25 protein-coding genes and 1 tRNA gene are annotated in these 25,729 nt (G+C 61.8%); 15 read left to right on the top strand and 11 right to left on the bottom strand.

Translation table 11 applies throughout. The features are described 5' to 3' along the window. Window positions 1-592: 592 nt before the first annotated feature. Complete coding sequence (locus NKI08_RS30030; RefSeq protein ID WP_352774610.1) at window positions 593-760, bottom strand: hypothetical protein; 168 nt, start codon at window positions 758-760, stop codon at window positions 593-595. Window positions 761-916: 156 nt separating this feature from the next. Between NKI08_RS30030 and NKI08_RS30025 the strand changes: the two genes are divergently transcribed. The 5 genes from NKI08_RS30025 (at window position 917) to NKI08_RS30005 (ending at window position 2,859) form a co-directional block, all read left to right on the top strand. Further along, window positions 917-992: transfer RNA gene (locus tag NKI08_RS30025), tRNA-Thr, on the top strand. A 141-nt stretch (window positions 993-1,133) separates the two neighbouring features. Then, entirely contained in the window at window positions 1,134-1,373 is a 240-nt protein-coding gene (locus NKI08_RS30020; RefSeq protein ID WP_352774609.1) for a hypothetical protein, read from the top strand. Between the two features lie 265 nt (window positions 1,374-1,638). Continuing rightward, window positions 1,639-1,836, top strand: coding sequence for a hypothetical protein (locus NKI08_RS30015; protein WP_084641813.1), 198 nt, complete (start codon window positions 1,639-1,641; stop codon window positions 1,834-1,836). A 135-nt stretch (window positions 1,837-1,971) separates the two neighbouring features. Continuing rightward, on the top strand, window positions 1,972-2,610 hold the full coding sequence (locus NKI08_RS30010; protein ID WP_352541363.1) for a cupin domain-containing protein: 639 nt from the start codon (window positions 1,972-1,974) through the stop codon (window positions 2,608-2,610). 48 nt (window positions 2,611-2,658) lie between these two features. Beyond that, window positions 2,659-2,859, top strand: coding sequence for a DUF2905 domain-containing protein (locus NKI08_RS30005; RefSeq protein ID WP_023679908.1), 201 nt, complete (start codon window positions 2,659-2,661; stop codon window positions 2,857-2,859). Between the two features lie 55 nt (window positions 2,860-2,914). Here the strand turns inward: NKI08_RS30005 and NKI08_RS30000 are convergent, their stop codons facing one another. Continuing rightward, entirely contained in the window at window positions 2,915-3,529 is a 615-nt protein-coding gene (locus NKI08_RS30000) for a TetR/AcrR family transcriptional regulator (protein WP_352774606.1), read from the bottom strand. 91 nt (window positions 3,530-3,620) lie between these two features. On the opposite strand from NKI08_RS30000, the gene NKI08_RS29995 reads away from it, so the two are divergent. The 6 genes from NKI08_RS29995 (at window position 3,621) to NKI08_RS29970 (ending at window position 9,428) form a co-directional block, all read left to right on the top strand. Next, complete coding sequence (locus tag NKI08_RS29995) at window positions 3,621-4,727, top strand: polyamine ABC transporter substrate-binding protein (RefSeq protein ID WP_352774604.1); 1,107 nt, start codon at window positions 3,621-3,623, stop codon at window positions 4,725-4,727. Window positions 4,728-4,740: 13 nt separating this feature from the next. Further along, window positions 4,741-5,583, top strand: a complete 843-nt coding sequence (locus NKI08_RS29990; RefSeq protein WP_352774602.1) for an ABC transporter permease — start codon at window positions 4,741-4,743, stop codon at window positions 5,581-5,583. 2 nt (window positions 5,584-5,585) lie between these two features. Beyond that, window positions 5,586-6,368: an ABC transporter permease gene (locus NKI08_RS29985; RefSeq protein ID WP_352501653.1), complete on the top strand. Its 783-nt coding sequence runs from the start codon at window positions 5,586-5,588 to the stop codon at window positions 6,366-6,368. After that, a complete protein-coding gene (locus NKI08_RS29980) occupies window positions 6,365-7,435 on the top strand; it encodes an ABC transporter ATP-binding protein (RefSeq protein WP_352774599.1) in 1,071 nt (356 codons plus the stop codon). Before NKI08_RS29985 ends, NKI08_RS29980 begins: the two co-directional genes overlap by 4 nt. Beyond that, the gene (locus tag NKI08_RS29975; RefSeq protein ID WP_352774597.1) at window positions 7,432-8,193 is read left to right on the top strand and encodes an MBL fold metallo-hydrolase; all 762 of its coding nucleotides are present in this window, start codon (window positions 7,432-7,434) and stop codon (window positions 8,191-8,193) included. The genes NKI08_RS29980 and NKI08_RS29975 overlap by 4 nt, the downstream gene beginning before the upstream one ends. A 461-nt stretch (window positions 8,194-8,654) precedes the next feature. Further along, a complete protein-coding gene (locus NKI08_RS29970; protein WP_023679915.1) occupies window positions 8,655-9,428 on the top strand; it encodes an NAD kinase in 774 nt (257 codons plus the stop codon). Window positions 9,429-9,498: 70 nt separating this feature from the next. On the opposite strand, the gene NKI08_RS29965 is transcribed toward NKI08_RS29970, so the two are convergent. Continuing rightward, window positions 9,499-10,149: an outer membrane protein gene (locus NKI08_RS29965; protein ID WP_352774595.1), complete on the bottom strand. Its 651-nt coding sequence runs from the start codon at window positions 10,147-10,149 to the stop codon at window positions 9,499-9,501. Between the two features lie 346 nt (window positions 10,150-10,495). Here NKI08_RS29965 and NKI08_RS29960 point away from each other — a divergent pair, with 346 nt between their 5' ends. After that, the gene (locus tag NKI08_RS29960; RefSeq protein WP_352774593.1) at window positions 10,496-12,091 is read left to right on the top strand and encodes a DEAD/DEAH box helicase; all 1,596 of its coding nucleotides are present in this window, start codon (window positions 10,496-10,498) and stop codon (window positions 12,089-12,091) included. A gap of 140 nt (window positions 12,092-12,231) precedes the next feature. Here the strand turns inward: NKI08_RS29960 and NKI08_RS29955 are convergent, their stop codons facing one another. After that, on the bottom strand, window positions 12,232-13,125 hold the full coding sequence (locus NKI08_RS29955; protein ID WP_352774591.1) for a LysR family transcriptional regulator: 894 nt from the start codon (window positions 13,123-13,125) through the stop codon (window positions 12,232-12,234). Window positions 13,126-13,252: 127 nt separating this feature from the next. Between NKI08_RS29955 and NKI08_RS29950 the strand changes: the two genes are divergently transcribed. Beyond that, window positions 13,253-14,137, top strand: coding sequence for an NmrA/HSCARG family protein (locus NKI08_RS29950; protein WP_352774589.1), 885 nt, complete (start codon window positions 13,253-13,255; stop codon window positions 14,135-14,137). A gap of 50 nt (window positions 14,138-14,187) precedes the next feature. Beyond that, complete coding sequence (locus tag NKI08_RS29945) at window positions 14,188-14,460, top strand: DUF2798 domain-containing protein (RefSeq protein ID WP_023679921.1); 273 nt, start codon at window positions 14,188-14,190, stop codon at window positions 14,458-14,460. Between the two features lie 90 nt (window positions 14,461-14,550). Here the strand turns inward: NKI08_RS29945 and NKI08_RS29940 are convergent, their stop codons facing one another. The 7 genes from NKI08_RS29940 to NKI08_RS29910 form a co-directional block, all read right to left on the bottom strand. Then, window positions 14,551-15,198, bottom strand: coding sequence for a YiaD family glycine zipper/OmpA-like lipoprotein (locus NKI08_RS29940; RefSeq protein WP_023679922.1), 648 nt, complete (start codon window positions 15,196-15,198; stop codon window positions 14,551-14,553). 174 nt (window positions 15,199-15,372) lie between these two features. Next, window positions 15,373-15,741: a GFA family protein gene (locus NKI08_RS29935; RefSeq protein WP_023679923.1), complete on the bottom strand. Its 369-nt coding sequence runs from the start codon at window positions 15,739-15,741 to the stop codon at window positions 15,373-15,375. 177 nt (window positions 15,742-15,918) lie between these two features. Then, the gene (locus NKI08_RS29930; protein WP_031212810.1) at window positions 15,919-16,305 is read right to left on the bottom strand and encodes a hypothetical protein; all 387 of its coding nucleotides are present in this window, start codon (window positions 16,303-16,305) and stop codon (window positions 15,919-15,921) included. 473 nt (window positions 16,306-16,778) lie between these two features. After that, window positions 16,779-17,910, bottom strand: a protein-coding gene (prfB, locus tag NKI08_RS29925) for a peptide chain release factor 2 (protein ID WP_352451084.1) whose coding sequence is annotated in 2 segments (ribosomal slippage) — window positions 16,779-17,843 and window positions 17,845-17,910 — 1,131 coding nt in all. Because the reading frame shifts where the segments join, the coding sequence is not laid out codon by codon here. Window positions 17,911-18,077: 167 nt separating this feature from the next. Then, window positions 18,078-20,534 carry a penicillin-binding protein 1A gene (locus tag NKI08_RS29920; RefSeq protein ID WP_352774587.1) on the bottom strand — a complete coding sequence of 819 codons (2,457 nt, stop codon included), beginning with the start codon at window positions 20,532-20,534 and terminating at the stop codon, window positions 18,078-18,080. Window positions 20,535-20,564: 30 nt separating this feature from the next. Next, window positions 20,565-20,747: a hypothetical protein gene (locus NKI08_RS29915; protein ID WP_352457449.1), complete on the bottom strand. Its 183-nt coding sequence runs from the start codon at window positions 20,745-20,747 to the stop codon at window positions 20,565-20,567. Window position 20,748: 1 nt separating this feature from the next. Beyond that, on the bottom strand, window positions 20,749-22,011 hold the full coding sequence (locus NKI08_RS29910; protein ID WP_352774585.1) for an N-acetylmuramoyl-L-alanine amidase: 1,263 nt from the start codon (window positions 22,009-22,011) through the stop codon (window positions 20,749-20,751). A gap of 670 nt (window positions 22,012-22,681) precedes the next feature. On the opposite strand from NKI08_RS29910, the gene NKI08_RS29905 reads away from it, so the two are divergent. Beyond that, the gene (locus NKI08_RS29905; protein ID WP_352774583.1) at window positions 22,682-25,711 is read left to right on the top strand and encodes an Rne/Rng family ribonuclease; all 3,030 of its coding nucleotides are present in this window, start codon (window positions 22,682-22,684) and stop codon (window positions 25,709-25,711) included. Window positions 25,712-25,729: the final 18 nt, after the last annotated feature.

Below are 25,729 nucleotides of genomic sequence, written 5' to 3'. Positions count from 1 at the left end.
CGCTGATATCTACGATCTGCTGCCCTTCAACTTCGCCAAAGCAACAGCAGTCTGATCAGACCAGATACCGTTCCCAATTCGAAGGCCATCCGTCGAAAGCGCCGGCGTCAACGTGCAGGGAAAATCGCGCTTACGTTGTATCTACTGACAAAGCTTTCAAGAATATCGTGGCAAATTCCCTTAAATTGCTTTCTTCTCGGCATTGAAAATCCAACACAGGCGCTGCGCGACAATCTTATGGCTTGAAAGGAAGCATATCGAAATGTTTCGCAGTATCAACGGCCTCAAATCGTCGCCACTGACTGGTAGTGACGCACGTTGCCATAAGGTTCGGCGGCCAATGGCATCTGACACCGAGCGGCCGAATTATCCGAGCAATGTGTGAGGAGCACATCGCTTACAGTAAGACTGCGCTTGGACATGATGATCTCCTCGATCTTTGAATAAGGCGATCATTCGCCTCTGGAGATCGGTCGCGGCGCGGCAGCGAAAGGTTCGGAGGTTCTGAGAATTCTTAGTGAGCGGTTCTTAGTGATTTTCGTTTTGATTGGTAAGTAGTGAGAATTCGCGGTTTCACTACTCACTCTCGCGCTCACCCCATCCCGGTGATGTGGCGAAGCCAGAAGGCGAGCGCGATGAAACCGATGATGGTGGTGACGCCGGTCCAGTCGATATTGGCGTGCTTCAGGTCCTTGATGAGCTTCACCAGGAAAACCCAGGCCACGACGACGAGCGGGAGAATGATGACAAACCTGATCATGCGACTGCCTCGCTGATGCGATTGCACCTTCCATCAATATAGGAAGCGAATTGGCCGTTTTCAGGACGCCCTGGCGGCAGAACCGGCGCGTTCGCGGCAGCCGAAAACGGAGTTTTGTCTTTACTGGCGCGGCAGATATGGTAACCGGAGCGCCGTGCCCTTGTAGCTCAGCTGGTAGAGCAGCGGTTTTGTAAACCGAAGGTCGGCGGTTCGATTCCGTCCGGGGGCACCAGCAAGCAAGGATTGCTTGCGAGGACTTCCCAACGCGCATCGATATCTGGTCATCCCCGATTTCCACAGGGTCGGGCCGTCAAGAGCGGTGGCACATCAATTCAAACGCATATAACTGCATCGGAAACCATGGGAGTTTCCGTTGGAGCAGAAACGCACGACCGCCCCCTTCATCAACGGGATGTTTGGCGGCCTTATCGTCTTCGCCCTCGCGTTCGGTTTTCGTTTGCTGACAAGTCCCGACCCCGATCCAACATCAAGAGCAACGACAAGCCTTTCGGTACTGGCCTTCGCCATTTGTTTCGGCGCAGCCTTCCTGCGCGAGCACCGGCGCCAGATTGCCGCCGCCAGAGAATATCTAAGCCGCCCAAGACCGTTTTAGGGCCACGCGTTCCGTCCCGTCGGGGAACCACAAACGTCGCGTGAAATTGCCGGCTTAATCTGACGCCAGATTGCGCTTTGGCATCTCATACCAAGAGACGCCGAGCCCATTAGTGCCTGGCCCTTACAGCCATCATTTCGGCCCCTCTCCGGCTCCGAGCCATTTAACAGCATTCGATTAAATTGCTCCTGTGTATATTAGCACTCGCTCAATTAAGCGCGCCGACAATGTCGGTGCGGCGGGCCAAAAACCAAAGGGTGTTGTCATGCGAAGTGATTTCGCCGCGGCGCGCGAGCTTTTGGAGTGCGCACAAAACCGCCTCTGCGGCGCGGATGAAACGAGCCGACGCGTCAACGAGGCCCTCGACGCGCTGATTGAAGAAATAGCCATCGCGGAATTCCGCAAGGCGCCACTGACGGTCGTGCCGTTTCCGCGAGCGCGGCCGCCTAAGCATGTTCGGTAGAGCGCTGATCGCCCGCGTTGACGAAGAGCCGGAAACTGGTGTTTCCGCAATCGCCCGTTGGAGCGTCGTTGAACGACCAAGCCGTTGACGATAGAGTTGCCGGGCAGTGGTGCTCTGAAACTCCGGAACCGATCCATGTCACGCTGTGGAGATGTCTACGAGAACAAGGTGACCGGCGAATATGCGGTCATCCTGCGTGGCACCGAAGACCGCGGCCAGGGACCTGGCATCGCTCATCTGACCGCCCGGCCGGGAGCCGCAGTGGTGGGCGAGCACTTCCACCCGAACCTGACGGAACGGTTTACCGTCCTCCGTGGCCGTCTCGACGCTTGCATCGCCGGGAAAACTTTGTCCCTGGAGCCTGGCCAATCCGCCACGGTCGAAGCAGGCGTCGCACATGATTGGTGGAACAGCAGCAAAACCGAAGAAGCGCATGTCCTGGTCGAAGTCGACCGGGCGCCAGGTGCGGACAATGTCGACCCGAACCGTTTCGAGCTGCTGATCGGCATGCTCTTCGGCTTGGCCAATGCCGGCAAGGTAGACAGAAAAGGTAGACCTTCGCCGCTTCAGGCAGCAGTCATCGCCAGGGAATTTGCCGACGTGATCGTCTTCACGCACCCGCCACCTGCGATTCAGCGAGTGGCGCTGGCGATCCTGGCGCCACTCGGCCATCTGCTTGGCTATCACGCGATCGACCCCGTCTACTGCAAGCCGCACGGGCATGTCATGCCGGCTCCTGAAATCCTCGCTCGAGCAGGCCTAACGGCTGGGTGATCCGGGTCCATACTAGGCGTCCGGCATTTTTATCGGCAGGATGCTGCCATGTCGCGAACTCTGATCGTGGTTGGTCTCAGCATAGTTGCCATAGGCCTGCTGTGGCCTTGGTTGGCTCGGACCGGCCTTGGCAGGCTGCCCGGCGATATCGTGATCGAGCGTGAGAACTTCAGGCTTTATGTCCCTATCACCACGGGGATACTGGTCAGCATCGTGCTCTCGGCCATTCTATGGCTGATCAACCGGTAGGCGATGCTCCGGCTGCGGCGAGTTGTGTTGCAGGCCCAACTCGCCCTTGATCTTCTTACACTCCGATCGCCGCCACCAATATCCTGTTCTGCCGGCGTATTGCAGCGCGCAGCTCGGCAATCCTCGCCCCTTCGCGTTTCACGAACTCGATGAACATCATGTTCATGTTGTTGAAGATGAGTTCGCCGAGCGCCGGCCCGTCGATGTCGCGGCGTACCAGGCCGAGCGCCTGCAGCCTGGCAATCAGCGCGCGGATCTGCTCGGTCAGGGCGCGGTCCAGCCCGGTATAGGCCTGGCCGAACGGGCTGTCGGGCAGTTGCGTCGAGATCGCCATCGCCTGCCGCCACATCTCCTTGCTGAGATAATGCAGCGAGTGCTCGATATAGATGCCGAGCAGCGTATCGAGAGCGTCGCCGACATTGGCCGGCGGGTTGGCGACGACGCCGCGCCCGGCATTGAGCACCTCGTTGACCTCCATCGAGACGATGGCGCCGAGGATATCACCCTTGTTCTGGTAGTAATTGTAGATGGTACCGACCGAGACTTCGGCCTGCGCGGCGATGGTCTCGATCTTGGCGCCTTCATAACCCGCATCGCGGAAAAGCGCCGCCGCCGCCTCGATGATGCGGCGGTGCCGATCCGCCTTCTGCCTTGCCCGCAATCCGCTCATAGCGGCTGTTTGCCACAAAAACAGAATTGACTCAATTTTAGAATTGGTTCAATTTTTTCCTACAAGCCAAAAAGGCATGGGAGAACACTCGATGTCCATTAATCCAAAGACCCCCAATCCAACCGTCAGGAATCCGCTTTCCGTTCTGAAGAGCCATCTCCAAGGCGCGTGTGCCGCGGCAGCACTGCTGCTGGCGGCGGGCAGCCTCGCTCAGGCGCAGGATCTCAACGCGTTGATCTGGTGCGATCACGCCGATCCGGCGCTGCTGCAGCCATTCGAGGAAGCGAACGGCGTCAAGGTCAATGTCAAGGAGTTTGAAGGCACCGGCGCCGGCCTGGCGATCGTCGAACAATCGCAGCCCGGCGACTGGGACGTGATGGTGATCGACAGCATCGACGTACCGCGCGGCGTCGAAAAAGGCCTGTTCGAGCCGCTGCCGGAAGACAAGCTGCCGCTGGCCGACCTGTTTCCGCAGGTGAAGATGGACAGCTCCACCGTCGTTGACGGCAAGCGTTACGGCATCACCGAAAAGTTCGGCTACAACACGATCGGCTACAACAAGACCAAGGTCGACCCGGCCGACATGCAGTCGCTTGCCGCGCTGACCGGCGACAAATACAAGGGCAAGATCGCCATCTACGATTATTACCTGCCGGTCATCGGCATGGCCGCACTGGCGATCGGCAAGAAGACGGCGGACCTGACCGAAGCCGACCTTCCCGCCATCAAGGAAGAGCTGCTCAAAATGAAGGCCAACGCCAAGCTGGTCGGCGAAATGACCGCCAGCCAGACGGCGCTGGCGACCGGCGAGGTCGACATTCTGGTCGGCGGCGGCGAATGGGTGACGGCGGGGCTGGCCAAGGAAAACCCTGCCCTGGACTTCTCTATCCCGAAAGAAGGCGCCGTGCTGTGGTCGCAGTCGCTGGCAATGTTCAAGGATTCCAAGAACAAGGAGCTGGCGCTTAAATTCATCCAGTACATTATGAGCCCCGAAGGCCAGGCGCGGCTCGCCACCTCGTCCTGCTATTGGGGAATGCCGGCCAACAGCAAGGCGGCGTTGAGGGACGAGCAGAAGAAGATCCTGCGCTTTGACGAGCAGCCGGAATTCCTCGCCCGCGCCCAGTCCTATCCTGCGCCGAACGCCGACCTCGACAAGAAGATGCAGGACGTCTGGACCGAAATGCTGCAGGCGCAATGACCGGCTGCCGGTCGTGAACGCCGTCAACAGTGGGCGTGCCCTGCCCTGGGCGTTGGTCACGCCGGCGCTCGGCTGGACGCTGCTGTTTTTTGTGCTGCCCTTCGTCGCCATGGCGGTATCCAGCCTGACGGCACATGAAGGCGGCGGCTTCACGCTGTCCAACTACAGCCAGTTCTTTGCCAATCCGTCCTACTGGCAGGCGATGGTGAACTCGCTGCAGGTCACAGCGATCGTCACCGTGATCTCGGTGCTGCTCGCCTATCCTTTTGCCTGGATCCTGGCCGAACAGGTGCCGGAGCGCTGGCAGCGGCTGGCGCTGGTGCTGGCGGTGCTGCCGTTCTGGACCTCCTATGTCGTGCGCTCCTATTCGTGGCTGCTGGTGCTGGCGCAAAACGGCGTCGTCAACCATGCGTTGACCGGCTCCGGCCTGTTCAGCGAACCGCTGCAGCTCGCCAATACGCGGCTGGCCACCGTCATCGGCTTCGTGCATTTCTTCGTCATGCTGTTGACGCTGACGATCTTCGCCAATCTGAAGCAGCTCAGCCCCAGCTATCGCAAGGCCGCCGCCGACCTCGGCGCCGGGCCGGTTCGGACTTTCCTGCATGTCGTTCTGCCGCTGACGCTCCCCGGTATCATGGTCGGCGCCTTCCTCACCTTCGTGCTGTGCATCGGCGACTACATCACGCCGCAGATCCTCGGCGGCAACAACGAGCTTTTGATGCCGCAGCTCGTCATGATGCAGATCGGCCGGCGCGGCGACTTTCCGCTCGCTTCGGCGTTGTCGATCATCCTGATGGCGGTGGTCACCATTGCCTATCTCGCCTGCTCCCGCTGGCTGAAGATCGAGCGGGCCTGACCATGCGCGCGCTCATCCGCCTCGTCTCCGGCCTTTACGCCATCGCAATCTACGGCTTCATCTTTCTACCGGTCATCGTTCTGGTGCTGTTTTCGCTGCAGGCAACGTCGTTTCCGATCCCGCCCTTCACCGGACCGTCGCTGCGCTGGTACGAGGCAGTGCTCGCCGACACGCGGCTGACTTCGGCTCTGGTCAATTCGCTGCTGGTGGCGGTCGTCTCCTCGGCTGCCGCCGTCACGTTGGGCTTTCTCTCCGCCTGGGGTTTTGCGCGCTTCGCTTTGCCGGGCTCGGGCCTGATGCGCGGGCTGATCACCTTGCCCTTGACCGTCAGCTATCTCATCATCGGCATGGGGCTGCTGGTGCTGTTCAACTGGGCCGGCGTGCCGAAGTCGCTCACTGCCGCCGGCATCGGCCACGTCGTGATCAACCTGCCGCTCTGCTTTGCCATCGTCTACAGCCAGATGGGCGACCACCAGATCAACATCGAGCGCGCCGCGCGCGACCTCGGCGCGCCCGAATGGAAGGTGCTGCTGCTGATCACCGTGCCTGTCATGGCACCGGCGATCTTCGCCGGTTTCTTTCTGTCGATGACCTTCTCCTGGGACGAATTCGTCATCTCGTTCCTGTTGACGCGCTTCGATACGACGCTGCCGGTCGAGATCTGGAACCTGCTGCGCTCCGGCCTCAATCCCAAGACCAACGCCGTCGGCTCGCTGGTCTTCGCCGTCTCCATCGTGCTGGTGGTATTGTTCGAGCTGATGCTGTTGCGAAGGAAGCCGGCATGACCGCGCCACTGGTCGATATAAGCTCTGTCTCGCATCGCTTCGGTCAGCACACCGTGCTGAAGAACGTCTCGCTGACGATCGAGCCTGGCAGCTACACGATCCTGCTCGGGCCGTCCGGCTCCGGCAAGACGACGCTTCTGTCCATCCTCGGCGGCTTCGTCACGCCGAGCGAGGGCAAGGTGCTGATCCGCGGCGAGGACTGCACGGCCGTGCCACCGGCGAAGCGGCCGACGACGACCGTGTTCCAGGATTATGCTCTGTTCCCGCATATGAGCGTCGGCAGCAATGTCGGCTTCGGCCTGCGCATGCGGGGTGTCGATGCCGCAACCCGGGCAGCAAGGGCGCGCGAGGCGCTGGCGCTGGTTGGGCTGGCCACTGCCTTTGACAAGAAGCCGCACCAGCTTTCCGGCGGTCAGCGGCAGCGCGTGGCACTGGCGCGCGCCCTGGTGGTCGAGCCGGCGGTGCTGTTGCTCGACGAGCCGCTCGGCGCGCTCGACCTGAAATTGCGCCGGCAGATGCAGGACGAGTTGAAGGCGATCCAGAAACGCGTCGGCACCGCCTTCATCCACGTCACTCACGATCAGGAAGAGGCGATGGCGCTGGCCGATCATTGCGTGGTGATGAATGACGGGCGCATCGAGGACGAAGGACCGCCCGAGCGCGTCTATGCATGGCCAGCGACGCGCTTTTCCGCGACTTTCATGGGCGAAAGCACACTGTTATCGGGAACGGTGACCGAGGCGAAGAGCGGCAAAATCACCGTCACCACGAAGCTTGGGTCGCTCTCGCTGCCCGGCACATTGCCGCCCGGCTTGGCCGTTGCGCTGGCCATCCGCCCGGAGCATCTTGTTCTCGGCGCTGCAGGCGGTGCTGTGGCGCTTGGCATGGTCAAGGTCAGCGACGTCGTCTTCCAGGGCAGCTTCAAGCGTGTGCTGGGGATCTCCACGACCGACCCGGCGCTGCACTTCATCGCCAAGGTCGCGGCCGCATCGGCCGTCCAGCCGGGCGACGTTGTCGCGGTATCGTGCGATGCTGGCGACATCATCCTGCTTGCGGACCAAACATGAGCACGCTTCCAATCATCGACGCTCCTGACTGGTACGAAACTATCCGCATGGGCGATGGCGTGACGCTGATCCACGAGCCGTGGATCAAGCCGTTCTTCCGCTGCAACATCTGGCATGTGCGCGGCCGCGACCGCGATCTTCTGTTCGATACCGGCCTCGGCCATTTCAGCCTGCGCCGCCACGTGCCGCTGGTCACGGAGCGCAAGCTCACCTGCGTGGCCAGCCACACGCATTTCGACCATATCGGCTGCCATCACGAATTTCCCGACCGCTGCGTGCACCCGGCCGAGGCCGAAATCCTCGCCGATCCACGCAACGAATGGACGGTTGCCGACCGCTATGCCACTGACGAGATGTTCGACGGCATGCCGCAAGGTTGGGACACCAAGCGCTACCAGATCCTGCCCGCACCAGCCGGCCGGTTGCTCGAGCAAGGCGACATGGTCGATCTCGGCGACCGTGCCTTCGAGGTCATCCACACGCCCGGCCATTCACCCGGCGGCATTGCGCTCTACGAAAACAGGACGGGCATCCTGTTTTCCGGCGACATCATCTATGACGGCCCGCTGATCGACGACGTCTATCACTCCGATATCGACGATTATGTCGAAACGCTGCTGCGCATGCGCGATCTCGATGTCTCGGTCGTGCACGGCGGCCATTTCCCGAGCTTCGGCAAAGTCCGCTATCGCCAGCTTGTCGACGAGTATCTCGCGCAAAAGCGCCAGGCCGGCTGCCATCTGTTGCAAGCCCGATAAGCACTGGCGCTGTGGCGTCAAAGCGCCCTTTGCGGACAGGGTGTCCCCGCCGCGTCGCCGCAGCGCGAGGCCGTGGGCTCGGGTCTAAAGCTCTTTTCCTCCGCCTGGCGCACCAGTTCCGCGAAAGCCAGGGCAAAACTTGCCAGCATCAGGAAGACAATAATCAAGCGTGCCAGCGGCAATAGATCGGCCTCGACTGGTTAGCCCCCACGCCGCCCGTCCGCTGCCGGCTAACATGATCGATATGGCTTTACGAGAGTTTAAGGCGAGTCTTAACCATCACATCATTTTGTCCTCCGACATGATGCGCGAGTGCGGCTTGTTTGGTCGCCATCTCCAGGCACCTCCCTCCCTTTGCAGAAATGCCCACCCATGCTAACCCGGCGCTGGCGCGGCCCAGCAACCGGTCGCCGCCAATCGATCGCCAGACGGTCGTCGCCAATCGGTTGTCGTTGAGAGCCATGAGCAAAACCGCCAGCCGTTTCGCCTTCGTCTCATCCGGTACAGCCGACGCCAATGCAGCGCTGGAAAGCCTCTCTGCGCGTTACGGCCAGGCCTCCGTCGAAGAAGCCGGGATCGTCGTGGCGCTCGGCGGCGACGGCTTTCTGCTGCAGACCCTGCGTGAGACGATGAGCACGGGAAAGAAGGTCTACGGCATGAACCGTGGCACCATCGGTTTTCTGATGAACGAATACCGCGCCAGCGGCTTGACCGGGCGCATCGCGGCGGCCGTTGCCGAAACGATCCGTCCGCTGGAGATGCAGGCAGTGACGGCCGAAGGCGAGACGATTTCGGCGCTCGCGATCAACGAGGTCGCGCTTTGGCGCCAGTCGTACCAGACGGCCAAGATCCGCATCACCGTGGATGGGCAAGAGCGGCTGGAGGAATTGCACTGCGACGGCGTGATGATTGCGACGCCGGCCGGCTCGACCGCATATAATCTGTCGGCGCACGGGCCGATCCTGCCGCTCGACGCTCCGCTGCTGGCGCTGACCCCGGTCAGCCCGTTTCGTCCGCGCCGCTGGCGCGGCGCGCTGCTCTCCAACAAGGCGATCGTGCGTTTCGACATTCTGGAGCCGGAAAAGCGCCCGGTGAATGCCGCCGCCGACCACACCGAGGTCAAGGCGGTGACGACGGTCACGGTGAGGGAATCGCCGACGGCAACGGCGACGCTGCTGTTCGATCCCAACCATTCGTGGAACGAGCGCATTCTCGCCGAACAGTTCAGGTATTGAACGGCAAAATAAACCCGGCACGAGGCCGGGTTTATTGCTGAAAAAATCTGGCCGCAGCCGTTCGCTGCGATCAGAACTTGTAATTCAGGCCGATGACACCGGTGTGTATGTGCACCTTCAGTTCGACATTCTCGTCGAAGCCGGTTGTATAGTCGGCTTTGCCCAGGTCGAAATATTTGTATTCGCCCTTGAGCGACCAATGATCGTCAAAGGCATATTCCAGGCCCGCGCCCAGCGTCCAGCCTGCTCTGGTCTTCGTGGTGTCGCTAGTGGCCGGACTGGTGCTAATCTCAACGGTGCCGAAGCCGAGGCCGCCGGTACCGTAGATCAGCAGCCTGTCCATCGCATAGCCAATTCGACCACGCAACGAACCGAGCATCTTTACATCGGACTCGCAAGAAAAAGCCGGGTTTGGACAATCCGTGTCGCCATCGATCTTGGCGGCCGAGATGTCCGCCTCGACGCCATAGACTATGTTTCCGCTCTGAAAATTGTAACCGACCTGGGCGCCGCCCATAGCGCCGCTGCCATCGTGATCAGCCGTCGTCCCGAAAGCGGTAAATTCCCAGTCTACCTTGCTTTTGCCGCCACCGACATGGGCGCCTAGATAGAAGCCCGTCCAGTTGTATGTTGACGCAACCGGCAATTCCACGACATCGGCCGCCATCGCCGGCGTCAAGGCAACTGCCAGAAATGCGGCAGAGAGAAGAAGTTTTTTCATGATGTCGCCCCTCGACTAAGAAAAATGGATGGGTCCTTCGTGCCGAGTTTTCTGCGCCTGTTCAAATCCTAAAAGCAACTTTGCGGTGCAACCGGGATGAATGTAGCCGGGCGTTGCTGATCGGCAACACTTGCGCTGGTGCGGAAACTGTTGCCTTCCTGGACAGGCGGCATCGGCGAGCGATAACATCGCGATTAAGGTTACGACTTCACAATCGCGCCAATGCCGCCCGTTTGTGTTGACAAATCGTGGGCTTGCGCCTACCTGCAATACCAATCTTGCAGGCGCGCGGCGCTTGCCGCGACTGCATATGTTGCGCCCCCGAACCAGCCAAAGACAGCCAAACTTGTCCTCAGACACCCAGATCGCTCAAGAAGCGTTGACCTTCGCAGACCTCGGCCTGTCGCCGAAGGTCCTTTCCGCAGTTACCGATGCCGGCTACACCGAGCCGACGCCGATCCAGGCTGGCGCCATCCCGCACGCCTTGCTCGGCAAGGACGTGCTGGGCATAGCCCAGACCGGCACCGGCAAGACGGCGTCCTTCGTCCTGCCGATGCTCACCCGGCTGGAAAAGGGCCGCGCCCGCGCCCGCATGCCGCGTACGCTGATCCTGGAGCCGACGCGCGAGCTCGCCGCGCAGGTCGAGGAAAACTTCGTCAAATACGGCAAGAACCACAAGCTCAACATCGCACTGCTGATCGGCGGCGTGTCCTTCGACGAGCAGGACAAGAAGCTTGAGCGCGGCGCCGATGTGCTGATCGCGACCCCCGGCCGCCTGCTCGACCATCGCGAGCGCGGCAAGCTCCTGCTCAACGGCGTCGAGATCCTCGTCATCGACGAGGCCGACCGCATGCTCGACATGGGCTTCATCCCCGACATCGAGCGTATCTGCGAGATGATCCCGTTCACCAGGCAGACGCTGTTCTTCTCGGCGACGATGCCGCCGGAAATCACCAAGCTCACCGAGAAATTCCTGCACGCACCGGTGCGCGTCGAAGTGTCGAAGGCAGCATCGGCCGCCACCAACATCATCCAGCGGCTGGTGAAATCCGGCCCGAAACCATGGGACAAGCGCGAGACGCTGCGCAATCTGATGAAAGCCGAGGATGCCGAGCTGAAGAACGCCATCATCTTCTGCAACCGCAAGATCGAGGTATCGGAGCTGTTCCGCTCGCTGCTGAAATATGACTTCGACGCCGGCGCCCTGCACGGCGACATGGACCAGCGCGCGCGCATGCAGATGCTGGCCAATTTCCGTGACGGCAAGCTGCGCTACCTCGTTGCTTCGGATGTCGCGGCGCGTGGCCTCGACATTCCCGATGTCAGCCATGTCTTCAATTACGACGTGCCGATCCACGCGGAGGATTACGTCCACCGCATCGGCCGTACCGGCCGCGCCGGGCGCTCGGGCAAATCCTTCACCATCGCGACCAAGTCGGACACCAAATACATCGACGCCATCGAGCGGCTGATCGGCACGAAGATCGAGTGGCATGACGGCGATTTGTCGACGGTCGTTGCCAGCGAAGGCGGCGAGGATGAGGCCCCGCGCCGTGGCCGCGGTGCGCCACGCCGTGCCGGTCGCAAGGATGACGCCAAGGACAGGGGCGAGCGCAAACCGCGTGAACGCCACGCCAAGCGCAGCGAAGAAGCAGCGCCGGAAGCAGTTAGCGCGGAACAGCCGATCGTGGCCGAAGCCACCGTCGCCGACATCGACGAGCGGCGTACCCGCAAAGAGGCGATCCGCTCGGAAAACAGCGAGCGCCAGGCTTCACCTGAACGCAAGGCTTCGCCCGATCGCAACGAACGGCGCGCGCCGGAACGGGGCGACACCAGGCCGCAGCGCGAGCGCCCTGCCCGCCAGCGCCAGGAAGACAATGACGCGACCGTCGGCTTCGGCGACGACATGCCGGCCTTCATGCGGATCGTCGCCAAGGTCTGACACGGCTCGCGCGCGGTCCCCCCGACGCGCGAAGCACCCTCTTTTGAGAAGTACTGCTCTCGGTAATCTTGTGGCGTTGCTGCGAGGCGGTCGATTTTGGTGCTGCCGGCGACCCATATGCCGCTAGGCTCGCTATGTAGCTAAAGATCCCTGAGCTCCAGGCGGGATGCCAGCAGGTCCAGAAAAGCGCGGACTTTGGCCGAGGATGATCTGCCTTCCGGCCACACGGCGTGTATCGGCACCGGCACCGGCTCGAATTCGGTTAGAACCAGTTCCAGGCGGCCATCGTCCACCAGGTGCTTTACCTGCCAAAGCGGCGAGTAGCCCAGACCCAATCCGTGAACCGCGGCCGCATAGATCGATATCATCAAATTCGATTGGAAGGTGCCCGCGACCTTCACCGGCCGGGGCTTGCCTTCAATCTGAAACATCCATTCGCCTGGGCGGCCGTCGACGGTTCGTACGATGCATTGATGCTCACGCAATTCGAGCGGATGGGCCGGTCGGCCGTGTTGCTGGAAGTAGGCAGGTGCGCCGAACACCACGCGCCGCAGCGCGCCCAGGCGCTTCGCACGTAAATTGGAATCCGGCAAATTGCCGATTCTTACCGCCAGATCGAGACCCTCAGCATCGAGATCGACAAATTCATCGGAAAGCTTGAGGTCAACCTCGACCCGGGGATATGTCCGCATATAGTCGGCGATAACCGGCACGAGGAAGTCCGGGCCGAACAGAACCGGGGCACTGACACGCAGGATGCCCGATGGCTCCGACCGTCGATTGGCCGCCTGAAGCCTGGCTTCGTTAATTTCCTCGACGGCGGGTTTGATGCGCTGGAAAAAGGCCGCTCCGGCTTCGCTCGGCGTCGAGCGGCGTGTCGTCCTGTGCAGAAGCTCGACCCCGATTGATTCCTCCAATGTCGCCAGGGACCGGCTGACCGACTGCAGTGAGCGGTTCAGCCGGCGTGCGGCAGCCGTCAGGCTGCCATGCTCGACAATGGCAATGAAGGCTTCGAAATCATCTATCCGGCTCATCGCTCATCGCTCCTTTCTGCCGAAAATCGGGAGAAACTATCGCAACATCGATCAATTGTAACGAAGTTCGCGAGATTTTATCTTCCCTGCACACGCCGAAAGGCAGAGTCGAAGGAAAGAGATCGTCATGCGAACACCCAGTCCAACGGTCCTGGTCGTAGGCGCCGCAGCCCGCGTTGCCGGTTTGGTGGTGCCTGAACTCGTCCGCCGCAATGCCAGGGTTCGAGCGCTTGTTCGTGACGCCGCGAGTGCCGAAAAAGCCCGGAAAGCCGGCGCATCCGAAATCGCGATCGGAGATCTGCGCAACCGTCAGAGCCTTGAGCAGGCCGTGGAAGGTATCGACGGTGTCTTTCACATCGGACCGGCCTTTGCTCCCGACGAAGCCGCCATGGGGGTTGCCATGGTTGAGGCGGCGGCGCGAGCAGGCGTTCGAAAGTTCGTCTTTTCGTCGGTGATCCAGCCGACCAATACGAGGCTGGAAAACCATGCAAGCAAGGTACCCGTTGAAGCTGCCCTCTATTCGACGAACATGGAGTACACCATTCTGCACCCGGCCAATTTCATGCAAAATATCGCGCCGGCCTGGCCGTCCGTCGTCGAGCACGGCGTTTTCGCCGAGCCGTTTTCAAGGACGGCGAAGCTCGCCCGCGTCGACTATCGCGATGTGGCTGAAGTGGCGGCAATCGCACTGACCGAAGCGCGTTTGTCCTATGCGACCCTCGAGCTGTGCGCCGACGGTATGCACAGCCGCGAAGAGGTCGTCGCCATGATGAGCGAAGCGCTTGGCCGGCCGGTTTCGGCGGGCGAGCCGACATTTCAGGACTGGGCGGCGAAGGCCCGCCTTCCCTATACCGACCGGCAGTTGCAGATGCTGGCCAAAGTACACAGCCACTACGCCAAATACGGCCTCGGCGGGAACAGCCTGACGTTGCGTGCCGTGCTTGGCCGCGAGCCGCGTTCGCTGCGAAGCTTCATTCGGGAATTGGCGCTGCAGACGGCATATGCCGCCTGATCGTCCTCACAGTAACGCTGACGCACATTTTTTCTGATTGGGAGATTTCGATGCAAGCATCACCGGATCGAGCCTTCAAGTTGAGAAAGCTGCCGCCCTCCTACGGCGCGGTGGTGATGCCGTTGGTTCTTTCGATTCTGATGTCCTCGATTGTCTCGGCGGTTTCGACGGCAATCGGCGCAGGCTGGACGAACGGGTTTATAGCGGCCTGGAGCTATGCATGGGGCGCTTCATGGCTTGTCGCGTTTCCCAGTCTGCTGATTGTGCTTCCGATCGTGCGCCGGATCGTTGCCGCGATTGTCGATCAGCCGGCCCGGTCCTGACATCACGAACGAAGGGCGCCGACGGTCGGTGGCCCGGCATAACCATTGGAGCGGCCCCTTGCGGGGCCGCTCTCGGTTCATGTGCTTGCCTCAGGTGAGCGGCGACAGCTGGATCTCGACGCGGCGGTTCTGAGCCCGGCCGGCAGCCGTCGCATTGGAGGCGATCGGACGCGTCTTGCCGAAGCCGGTGACGGCGAAGCGGCGGGAATCGACGCCCTGCCCAGACAGATAGTTGGCGACCGCCAGGGCGCGGCGCTGCGACAGGTCGAAATTGTGCTCGTCGCCGCCGGTCGAGTCGGTGTGGCCGAACACGTCGACCGTGGTCTGGCGGAACTTTTTCAGCACAAGGGCCACTGAATTCAGCACCGGATAGAAACCGGCCTTCACCGCGTCCTGGTCGACGTTGAAGGTGATGTCGGACGGCATATTGAGGATAATCTGGTCGCCGGTGCGGGTGACGCTGACGCCGGTGCCCTGAAGCTGTCGGCGCAGTTCGGCCTCGTTCTGGTCCATGGTGGCACCGATGGCACCGCCGGCAAGCGCGCCGATGCCCGCGCCGATCAGCGCGTTGCGGCGGTCGTTACCTCCGGCAAGCATGCCGAGCCCGGCACCCGCCAAAGCACCGAGACCGGCGCCAGCAGCGGTGTTGGAAACCTTCTGTTCCCCGGTGTAGGGATCGGTGGTGCATGCGCTCACGAGCACAGCCGTCGCCACGACGGCGAGCACAATCTTTTTCATATGGTGGTCCCTCTCCATTCCACGGCCGCGCAACGGCGCACCGCATCAGCCCTTCCAGCGACTTGTACCATGAAATGCGGCGAAAAACGGACCAGCAAAAGCCGCTGCCGCGGCTTTCCCCGGCTCAATTCCACACGCCTGCAGCGGCTCGCGCGACCACCGCAATTCGACCGGCTACCAGAGATTCTTGCCGTCGATGACCACCACTTCGACCTTGTCGAGATCGAAATCGTCGAACAGCCGCGAGTTCACGCTGATCTTCGGATTGTCAAAATTCGGCTCGCCTGTCGACCAGTCCGGCGTCTCGGTGAAGGTCCCACAGCCGCAGGTGGCGCAAAAACCGTGTTTTATGGTTTTCGATCCCCACTGGTAGAATGAAACATTCTCCGGCGGGCTGGTGAGCCTGAATTGCGACGGGGTGTAATAGGCCCACAACGAACCGCGTTTTGAACAGAAGGAACAGGTGCATCGCGTCACTGTCTGCGGCGCTTGCGAGACCTCGAACGTCGTCGCCTTGCAGTGGCAGCTTGCCTTGATGGTCATGAATTGGTCCCTCACAATGCCGCCGCCCCGTACGGCAAAGGCAGCATAAAGAAACGCTCCTGACAACTGCCGGTCAGCAGGCTTGTGAGCCTGCGATGCACAGATCGAAGGCCCATCGATCCAAAACCGCTGCACACGCTCGGGTCAACCCGTGGGCAAGCTTTTGGGCGTCATGCGCTAGTAGGACGATGGCGGCACGAACAGGCAGATGGTCTTTCCGTCATTGGCACCGGCAACGGAGCACCAATGATATTCGCCGTCGGGCGAATTCTTGATCCGCTTGTCGCTATAGGCCACGACTTCCCCGGTTCCTTTGATGACATAGCCCTCGGGACGTTCGCTGATCGATGTCTGAGAGACCTCGCGGCAATCATAGCCCGAGCAGCAGGAGAAGGGATAGCTCCAGCCTTGCGGCATGGCCGCGGTCGGCTTGGCATCATGCGCCAGAGCAGGCGCCGCAAATGGAATGGCGGCAGCTATCAAAACCACTGCCGCGACAAGTGAATTCAGGAGTCGGCGCGCCGTGCGGGCGACTGGGGCCGGTCTGGTTGTGAGAGCAGGCATGAGCGCAGTTCCTATCAACGGTTGTCAAGCATTTCGCTTGCCCGTTCCCGGAACGTGTCTTCCCAGTGGCCGGATCGTCAGGTCGCAGATACGCCGCGTCCGGCCATAAATGCTTTTTTCCTCCCCAGCGCATGAATGCTGGGCTGATTCCTTGGTCGGCGCAAGCAATTGCTGTCGCAACCGAACGCCGACCTCTGCAGCCGGAACCAACCTGCCGTCCTGATTGACGAAACCTGGTCAACCCCGGCAGCGGGATCGCCAATAACGGGATTTGGCTCGCGCTGGTTCCAGGCTTGGCACCGGCGGCCCGCGGCATCCGCGTCAAAAGCGGAAATCGATTTTTGAAAAATCCGATGAAAAACAAAGTTGTAGAACGACAGGTAAGTGCAAATTGAGAGCTCGTCACTCTCGCGCGATGGCCGTAACTCTCGCGTGATGAACCCACATTCCTGCCGGATTGGTGCCCGGCGGCCTCAGTCGATATCGGCCACCGTTTCGCCGGCGCCACCTTCGATCCGCTGCGACAGCGAGGCTTCCATGAAATCGTCGAGGTCGCCGTCGAGCACGCTCGACGGGCTGGTGCTCTCGACACCGGTGCGCAGATCTTTCACCAGCTGATAGGGCTGCAGCACGTAGGACCGTATCTGGTGGCCCCAGCCAATATCGCTCTTCGACGCTTCGGTGGCGTTCGCCACCGCTTCGCGCTTCTTCAGCTCTTCCTCGTAAAGCCGCGAGCGCAGCATTTCCCAGGCCTTGGCCTTGTTCTTGTGCTGGGAGCGCTCGGCCTGGCAGGCAACCGCGATGCCGGTGGCGAGATGGGTTATGCGCACCGCCGAATCGGTGGTGTTGACGTGCTGGCCGCCCGATCCCGACGACCGATAGGTGTCGATACGGACGTCGGATTCGGAAACGTCGATGTCGATCGTATCGTCGATGACGGGATAGACCCAGACGCTGGCGAAGGAGGTGTGGCGGCGCGCATTGCTGTCATAGGGCGAAATCCGCACGAGACGATGCACGCCCGATTCCGTCTTCAGCCAGCCATAGGCGTTGTGGCCCTTGATCAGCAGCGTGGCGGACTTGATGCCGGCTTCTTCGCCGTCATGCACTTCAAGCACCTCGACCTTGAAGCGCCGGCGCTCGGCCCAGCGCGTATACATGCGCAGAAGCATCGAGGCCCAGTCCTGGCTTTCGGTGCCGCCGGCGCCGGCATGGACTTCCAGATAGCTATCGTTGGCGTCAGCCTCGCCCGACAGCAGCGTTTCGATCTGGCGCGCCTTGGCCTCGCCGCGCATCGAGCGGATCGCCGCTTCGGCCTCCGCGATGACGCCCTCGTCGCCCTCTTCCTCGCCAAGCTCAATCAACCCGATATTGTCTTCCAGGGCCTGGGTGAGGCCTTTGACCGCGGCAATGCCTTCCTCGAGGCCCTGACGCTCGCGCATCAGCTTTTGCGCTTCCAGCGGCTCGTTCCAGAGGCTCGAATCCTCGGCACGGACGTTCAGGTACTCAAGCCGCTTTATGGCTTGGTCCCAGTCAAAGATGCCTCCTCAGCAGGGTGATCGCCTGCCTGATCTCGTCGACAATATTTTGCGTTTCCGCGCGCATGGCTGGCTGTTCTGTCCTGTTGCTGGATGGCGGTTTGATGGCGCGATACATAGGGACGGCACGGTCTCCTGTAAAGCGCCGGCCCCTGTAGTGTACCGGCCCCTGTAAAGCGGAATGGACCGGCTCGACCATCATCGTCAAACCGGCCCGACCCGATGTAGCGATTGTCAGTAGAGCCCGCCGCCGCCCGACTGGATGGCCTGGTTGGCCTGCGGCGACAGCGCCCCGCCGGTGGCGTTGGAGCCGTCCGCACCCATGCCGATCACCCAATAGCTGTCGGCGGGACCGGTACCCGGCTTGAAGGCTTCGATGATGGTTCCGGCGTCGCCCGCGTTGGCTCGCATGCCGGTCTTGCGATTGATCGCAATCAGCTTCATGCCGTCCGGAACCTTGAAGTCGACATTGGGCGTGCCGTCCAGCGCCACGCGCATGAAATCCTTGAAGATCGGCGCGGCAAGGCCGCCGCCGGTCGCGCCCTTGCCAAGGCCTTTCGGCTGATCGTAGCCCATATAGAGGCCGACAACGAGGTTCGGCGTATAGCCGATGAACCAGGCATCCTTTTCGTCGTTGGTCGTTCCGGTCTTGCCGGCGATGTGACGGCCGAGCTCGTTGATGGTGGCGCCGGTGCCGCGTTGCACGACGCCCTCCATCATCGATGTGATCTGGTAGGCGGTCATCGGATCGAGCACCTGCTCGGAATTGTCGACCAGCTCCGGCTCTGGCTGGTTCTGCCACTCGGCGGCGTTGCAGTTCGAGCAGCCGCGTTCGTCCTGCCTGAAGACGGTCTTGCCGTAGCGGTCCTGGATACGGTCGATCAGCGACGGCTTGATCGACTTGCCGCCATTGGCCATGATCGAATAGGCCGACACCATGCGCATCACCGTCGTCTCGCCGGATCCCAGCGCCATCGGCAGATACGGCGCCAGGTGGTCGTAGACACCGAAACGCTCGGCATATTCCACGACCAGCTTCATGCCCATGTCGTTGGCAAGCCGCACCGTCATCAGATTGCGCGATTTCTCGATGCCGGACCGCAACGTCGCCGGGCCGGCCACCGTTCCGTCGTAATTCTTGGGCGTCCAGGTCGTGTTGCCGCTCTGGATGGTGATCGGCCCGTCCATGATCACGGAGGCGGGCGTATAGCCATTGTCGAGGGCGGCCGAATAGACGATCGGCTTGAACGACGACCCCGGCTGGCGCATGGCCTGCGTCGCCCGGTTGAACTCCGACTGCGCGTAGGAGAAACCGCCGACCATGGCCAGGACGCGTCCGGTATGCGGGTCCATGGCGATCAGGCCACCTTCCACTTCGGGAACCTGGCGCAAGGTGTAGCTGTTGTCCGAGCCGTCGTTCTTCTGCACGAAAATCACGTCGCCCGGCTTCAGCACGTCGGCCGGCGACTTCGCCTTGACGGTCCTGCCGTCGACGACGTGGCGCATGGCGAAGCTCATGTCTTCCTTGCTGACGGTGCCTTCGACGCGGTCCTTGACGATTTCGCCGGAGATCTGGCGCGTCGGCTGCAGGCCGATGGACAGGCCGGTGGCCGAGCTGTCGAGCACGACGGCGAGCGACCATTCCGGCACGTCCTCCAACCGCTTGACATTGCCCAGCGGCACGCCCCAGTCGCCGGAAACGTCGATGCTCGTGACCGGCCCGCGGTAGCCGCGCAGCGTGTCGAACTTCATAAGTCCGTTCTGCATGGCCTTGCGGGCAATCAGCTGCATCTTCGGATCGAGCGTCGTGCGGACGGAAAGGCCGCCTTCGTAGAGCGCATTCTCGCCGTAGCGCGCGATGATCTGGCGACGCACTTCCTCGGTGAAATACTCCCCGGCGAAGAGATAGTTGCCGGTGCGGCGCGGCGTGACGCCGAGCGGCTCGGCCTTGGCCTTCTCGCCTTCTTCATGCGTGACGTAGCCGTTCTCGACCATCTGGTCGATCACCCAGTTGCGGCGCTCCAAGGCGCGATCGGCATGCTTGAAGGGATGGTAGTTGTTCGGCCCCTTCGGCAGGGAGGCGAGATAGGCGGCTTCGGCCACGGTGAGCTCGTTCACCGATTTGTCGAAATAGGTGAGCGCAGCACCGGCGACGCCATAGGCGCCGAAGCCGAAGAAAATCTCGTTGAGATAGAGCTCGAGAATGCGATCCTTCGAGTAGGCCTGCTCGATGCGGAAGGCGAGGATCATCTCCTTGATCTTGCGCTCGTAGGTCTGGTCTGAAGACAACAGGAAGTTCTTCGCCACCTGCTGGGTAATCGTCGAGGCGCCGACCTGGCGCTTTCCCGAACCAACATTCTGCAGGTTGACGACAATGGCCCGGCCAAGGCCGGTCACGTCGATGCCGGGGTGATTGTAAAAATTCTTGTCCTCGGCCGACAGGAAGGCCGCCTTGACACGATCCGGGATCGCCTGAATCGGCAGATAAAGCCGCCGCTCACGCGCATATTCGGCCATCAGCGCGCCATCCGACGCGTGGATGCGGGTCGTCACCGGCGGCTCGTATTTGGCCAGCACCTCGTAATCGGGCAGGTCCTTCGACAAATGGCCGATATAGATCGCCACGCCCGCCGCGACCAAAAGGGCCAGCGTCGTGCCGATGCCGAAGAAATAGCCAATGAGACGAATCATACCCGCTCCAGTCCTTGGTTCGGGAATTTCCTAAACGAAGCCGCCCTTCACGCAAGCTTTCGGGACGATCCCAAACCGTAATCGCAAAATCCATGTCGCGACCATGTGGGCAAAATACGGCAGCGCGGGATTTCGGTTTCGAATGCCGGAAATAAAAGCACAGGGTGTTGTCGCCGTGCAACGCTGCTTCAGGTTGTGGGCGCCGGCGGACATTTCAGCCTCCGGCCCCCGTTCCGCTCTTGGCCGAAGCAAACAGGGCAACGGCGTTGGTTATGCTCTGGGTCGCCTTGTTGCGCCAATCGGCGCTGAGCAACTGCGCTTCGTCCTTGGCGTTCGACAGATAGCCGAGTTCGACCAGCACGGATGGAACGTCCGGCGCCTTCAGCACCTTGAAGCCGGCAGAACGCTGCGGGTTGTTGATCAGACCGACGCTGGTGGAAAGCTGGCCGACGAGAGTATGGGCGAAGCTCATCGAAAAATTATGCGTCTCGCGGCGGATCAGGTCGATCAGGATATCGGTCACTTCCTTGCTGTCGTCCTTGATCTCCATGCCGGCGAACTGGTCGGAAAGATTTTCACGGTCGGCAAGCGCCTGCGCCTCGGGATCGGAAGCCTTGTCGGACACGGTGTAGACGGTTGCGCCGCGAATGCCCTTGAGGCTGATCGTGTCTGCATGGATCGAGATGAGCAGGTCGGCCTCATGCTGGCGGGCAATGCGCACGCGGTCGTCGAGCCGCAGGAACTCGTCCGTTTCGCGCGTCAGGAACACGTCGTATTTGCCGCTGGCGGCGAGCTTGTCGCGCAGTTCCATGGCAAAGGCGAGCGTCACGTTCTTTTCGACCGTCCCGTTCAGGCCCTCGGCACCGCCGTCGATGCCGCCATGGCCGGGATCGACGACGACGGTGAAACGATGGCCCGGATTGGAGACCGGCCCGGTACCGACCCTGCCGGCCTTGTCGGCGGAGACCGTCGAACCGGTGGTCAGCGCCTGATTGGCGAGCGCTGCGTCGAATTCCCGCTGCGAGGCCGCCGACATGTCGATGGCGATGCGGTAGCCGTTGCCGTCACCGTTCTTGAGCACGTCGAGATTGTCGACGGCGAACGGTCCCTTGCCGGTGAGAATCAGCCGCGATTTCCCCTCGCCGAGTTCGCCGTAACGCACGGCGCGGACAAGCCCGCGCGGCTTCACATCCTTGGCATTGAAGGCGAATCTCGTGGCCGGCAGATCGATGACCAGGCGATCGGGGCCGCGCAGCAGGAACCATTTGATGTCGGGCTCGCGGTCGAAATTGATGACGATGCGCATCTTGGTGGCATCGCCGGCCATCTTGTAGCTTGTGGCACCAAGCGGTGCGTCGGCAGCACGCGAAAGCGGCGAAAAGACCAGGCAAGCCAGGATCAGCGGCAGCAGGCAGACGGTACGGAAGAACCAGCCTCCATGATGACGGCCCTTGTCTGCGACGCCTGCCAGTCCCATCTTTCTACCAGTCGCTCCCGTTTTGGCGTCATGCCCGATCGCTTGTCGAAGTGCGCTGTCGCTTGTCAAAATGCCCGGCAGGCCGCGAACTCGATTAACGATTGGTATCCAGAGAAGGTTAACCAAGCCTTTTCATGGAAGACTTGGGGACCGGGGCTTCCGCTGCGGAACGGCTTTTTGCCGGCATCGGGAATCGGGGTTGCCTTCCAACCCGCCAAATCATAAAAGCGATGGTGGATCACTGCAATCCTGGAACCGTCCTCCTCCGCAGCTTCCTGCTACAGGTCAGACGCAAGACGGCTCCTTTCGCTTCAGGCGAAGAAGGCATCGGTGATCGCGACGATTTTCGCAGGCGTGCTCCCGTGGCGGGGGAATCGCCTGCGTGAGCAAAACGGCCGGGATTGTCCCGTGCCGGCTCTGTATGAGCAAACAAGCTGGTCCGGTTTTTTCCGGGCTTTGGTTCAAAAGGTTCTGCTGGTGACGATGGCTTCAAGCGCAATCATGGAAAGGTCCGCAACAAACCGCGCCACTACGGCTGCGGGCGGCACCGCCATGACGCTCAGGCAGCGGCCGGCGGACGTTCAATTGTCCGGCACCCATGTTCCAGGTCCACGGCAGCGGGCATTGCCTCGCAAGCTGCGGCCGACGGCTGCCGGGAGGAAACGAAATAATGCCCAACAAAATGCTGATAGACGCCTCCCACCCGGAGGAAACACGCGTTGTCGTCGTTCGCGGTAACCGTATTGAAGAATTCGACTTTGAATCCCAGGACAAGAAGCAGCTCAAAGGAAACATCTATCTCGCCCGCGTAACGCGCGTCGAACCTTCCCTTCAGGCAGCCTTTGTCGAATATGGCGGCAACCGTCACGGTTTCCTCGCCTTCAGTGAAATACACCCCGACTACTACCAGATTCCGGTCGCCGACCGTCAGGCGCTGCTGCGTGCGGAAGCACAGGAAGCCCAGGACGAAGAGGACGAGGAAGCCGCCGAAGGCGAGGACCGCCAGAGCCGCGACCGTGGCAAGCGCGGACGCCGGCGCGGCGGCAAGAGCCGCGACCGCGGCGAGCACAGGCGCGAGGCAGGCGCGGCCGACGGCGAGAATGGCGAGAACGGCGAAGATGCCGTCGCAGAAAAGCTGGATGCCGTTGACGACAACACCATGTCCGACATTGCCGGACAGAGCGAGGGTGCCGCCGGGCAGAGCGATGAAGCCGCCGATCGCGGTGAGACCGAGCCGTCCGAAGGCGGTTCCAGTTCCATCGCTGCCAGCGTCGATGCCGACGTAATCTCGGAAGCCGTCCCGCAAGTCGAGGTAAGCGGGCCCGAGACAAGCGGGGCCGAGACAAGCGGCGAAGCAACCTCCGAAGACAATGATCGCGGCATGCTGGAAGAGGTGCAATCCTCGCATCCGGACGATCACGAGGTCGAATCGGTCGGCGCCGAGGACGCGCTGGAAGAAGTGCGCAACCGCCGCAAGCCGGTCCGTCGCCAGTACAAGATCCAGGAAGTGATCAAGCGCCGGCAGATCCTGCTGGTGCAGGTCGTCAAGGAAGAGCGCGGCAACAAGGGTGCAGCGCTGACCACCTACCTGTCACTGGCCGGCCGCTATTCGGTGCTGATGCCGAACACGGCACGCGGCGGCGGTATTTCGCGCAAGATCACCAATGCGCAGGACCGCAAGCGGCTGAAGGAAGTGGTCGCCGATCTCGAAGTGCCGCAAGGCATGGGTGTCATCCTGCGTACGGCCGGCGAAAGCCGCACCAAGGCAGAGATCAAGCGCGACTACGAATATTTGATGCGGCTTTGGGAAAACGTCCGCAATCTGACGCTGCAATCCACGGCCCCTGCCCTGGTTTACGAGGAAGGCAGCCTGATCAAGCGCTCGGTGCGCGACCTTTACAACAAGGATATCGACGAGATCCTGGTTTCCGGCGAAGAAGGCTACCGCGAGGCCAAGGACTTCATGCGCATGCTGATGCCGAGCCACGCCAAGGTGGTTCAGCCGTTCCGCGACACGACGCCGATCTTTGTGCGCAACGGCATCGAAGCGCAGCTCGACCGCATGCTGCAGCCGCAGGTGACGCTGAAGAGCGGCGGCTACATCATCATCAACCAGACGGAAGCGCTGGTCGCCATCGACGTCAATTCGGGCCGTTCCACCAAGGAGCACTCGATCGAGGACACCGCACTTCACACCAATCTGGAAGCCGCCGAGGAAGTCGCCCGGCAATTGAGGCTGCGCGATCTCGCCGGCCTCATCGTCATCGACTTCATCGACATGGAGGAGAACCGCAACAACCGCTCCGTCGAGAAGCGGCTGAAGGATCACCTCAAGAACGATCGTGCCCGCATCCAGGTCGGCCGCATCTCGCATTTCGGCCTGATGGAGATGTCGCGCCAGCGCATCCGTGCCAGCGTGCTGGAATCGACGATGAAGCCTTGCCCGCATTGCGGCGGCACCGGCCATGTGCGCTCCGATTCGTCGGTCGCGCTGATGGTGGTGCGGGCAATCGAGGAATTCCTGCTCAAGGATTCGCGCAGCCACATCACGGTGCGGACGCCGGCGGCGACCGCGCTCTATGTGCTCAATCACAAGCGCGGCACGCTGGTGGAATTCGAGCACCGCTTCGGCGTGACCATCACCATCGAAGCCGATGACGCGGTCGGTGCACAACACTATGCCATCTTCCGCGGCGCGCTGGCCGAAAAGCCGGAAGGCTTTGTCGAGGCGCGCACGTTCCCGGCCTATGTCGAGCCGGAAGAACCCGAGGACGAGATCGTCATCGAAGAGGAAGACGAGGCACCGGTGCAGGCCGAGCAGCCACGCCCTGCCCAGCAGCCGCAGCAGCCAAGGTCCGGCGAGGACGGCGAAGGCCGCGATCGCAAGCGCCGCAAGCGCCGCAGACGGCGCGGCGGCAAGGATCGTGAACATGGGGATCGTGAACATGGGGATCGTGAACACGGGGATCGTGAGCACGGGGAACGCGAACATGGCGATCGCGAGCATGGCGCTGCTGTGGAAGGTGCTTCCGTTTCGGCGCCGATAGACGATGCCTTCGTCGCCGCCGGCGATCAAGGTGCCGAAGCGGAACGTGAAGCGCCGGCCGGTGTTGCCGAAACGGCGGAAGCGGCGGACGACGGTCACGGCAAGAAGCGCCGGCGCGGCAAGCGCGGCGGCAAGCGCAATCGCCGCGAAGAGGGCGAAGGCGAGATCGAAGCCAGCGCCGGCGAGCCGGCCGCCATGACGGAAGGTGCGGTGTCGGAAGCACAGCCCGTGACCGGCGAGCCGGAAGGTGCGCCGCCGGCCGAAGAGCTTGCGGTGCGTGCTCCGGCGAACGACGACACGCCGAGCGCCGAAAAGCCGAAGAAGCCGCGCCGTACCGCCAAGCCGAAGAAGGTTGCGGCGGATGCAGTTGCCGAGATTGCGGGCGCCGAGACATCGGCTGCCGAGGCCGCCTCCGTGGCTTCCGGCGAGACCCCCGCGCCGGTGTCGCAGGAGACCGAAGTGGCGGCTGCCGAGGAAACGCCGAAGGTCCGGCCGTCGCGGCGCAAGCCCGTACCGGTGGATGCTCCGGTCGTGCCGGTCGTCTCCTCGATCGTCCCGGACGAGGCAAAGGCCGACGAGGCAAAGACCGAGGAAGCAAAGGCCGAGGACAAGCCGAAGCGTGCCGGCTGGTGGCAACGGAAGGGCTTTTTCTAAGCCTTTCCGCGCATTAGC

Source organism: Mesorhizobium sp. M0768, assembly GCF_040320195.1.
GTDB lineage: Bacteria > Pseudomonadota > Alphaproteobacteria > Rhizobiales > Rhizobiaceae > Mesorhizobium.
The sequence above is the reverse complement of the archived record's forward strand: the minus strand, read 5'-3'. Positions and strand labels throughout refer to the sequence as shown.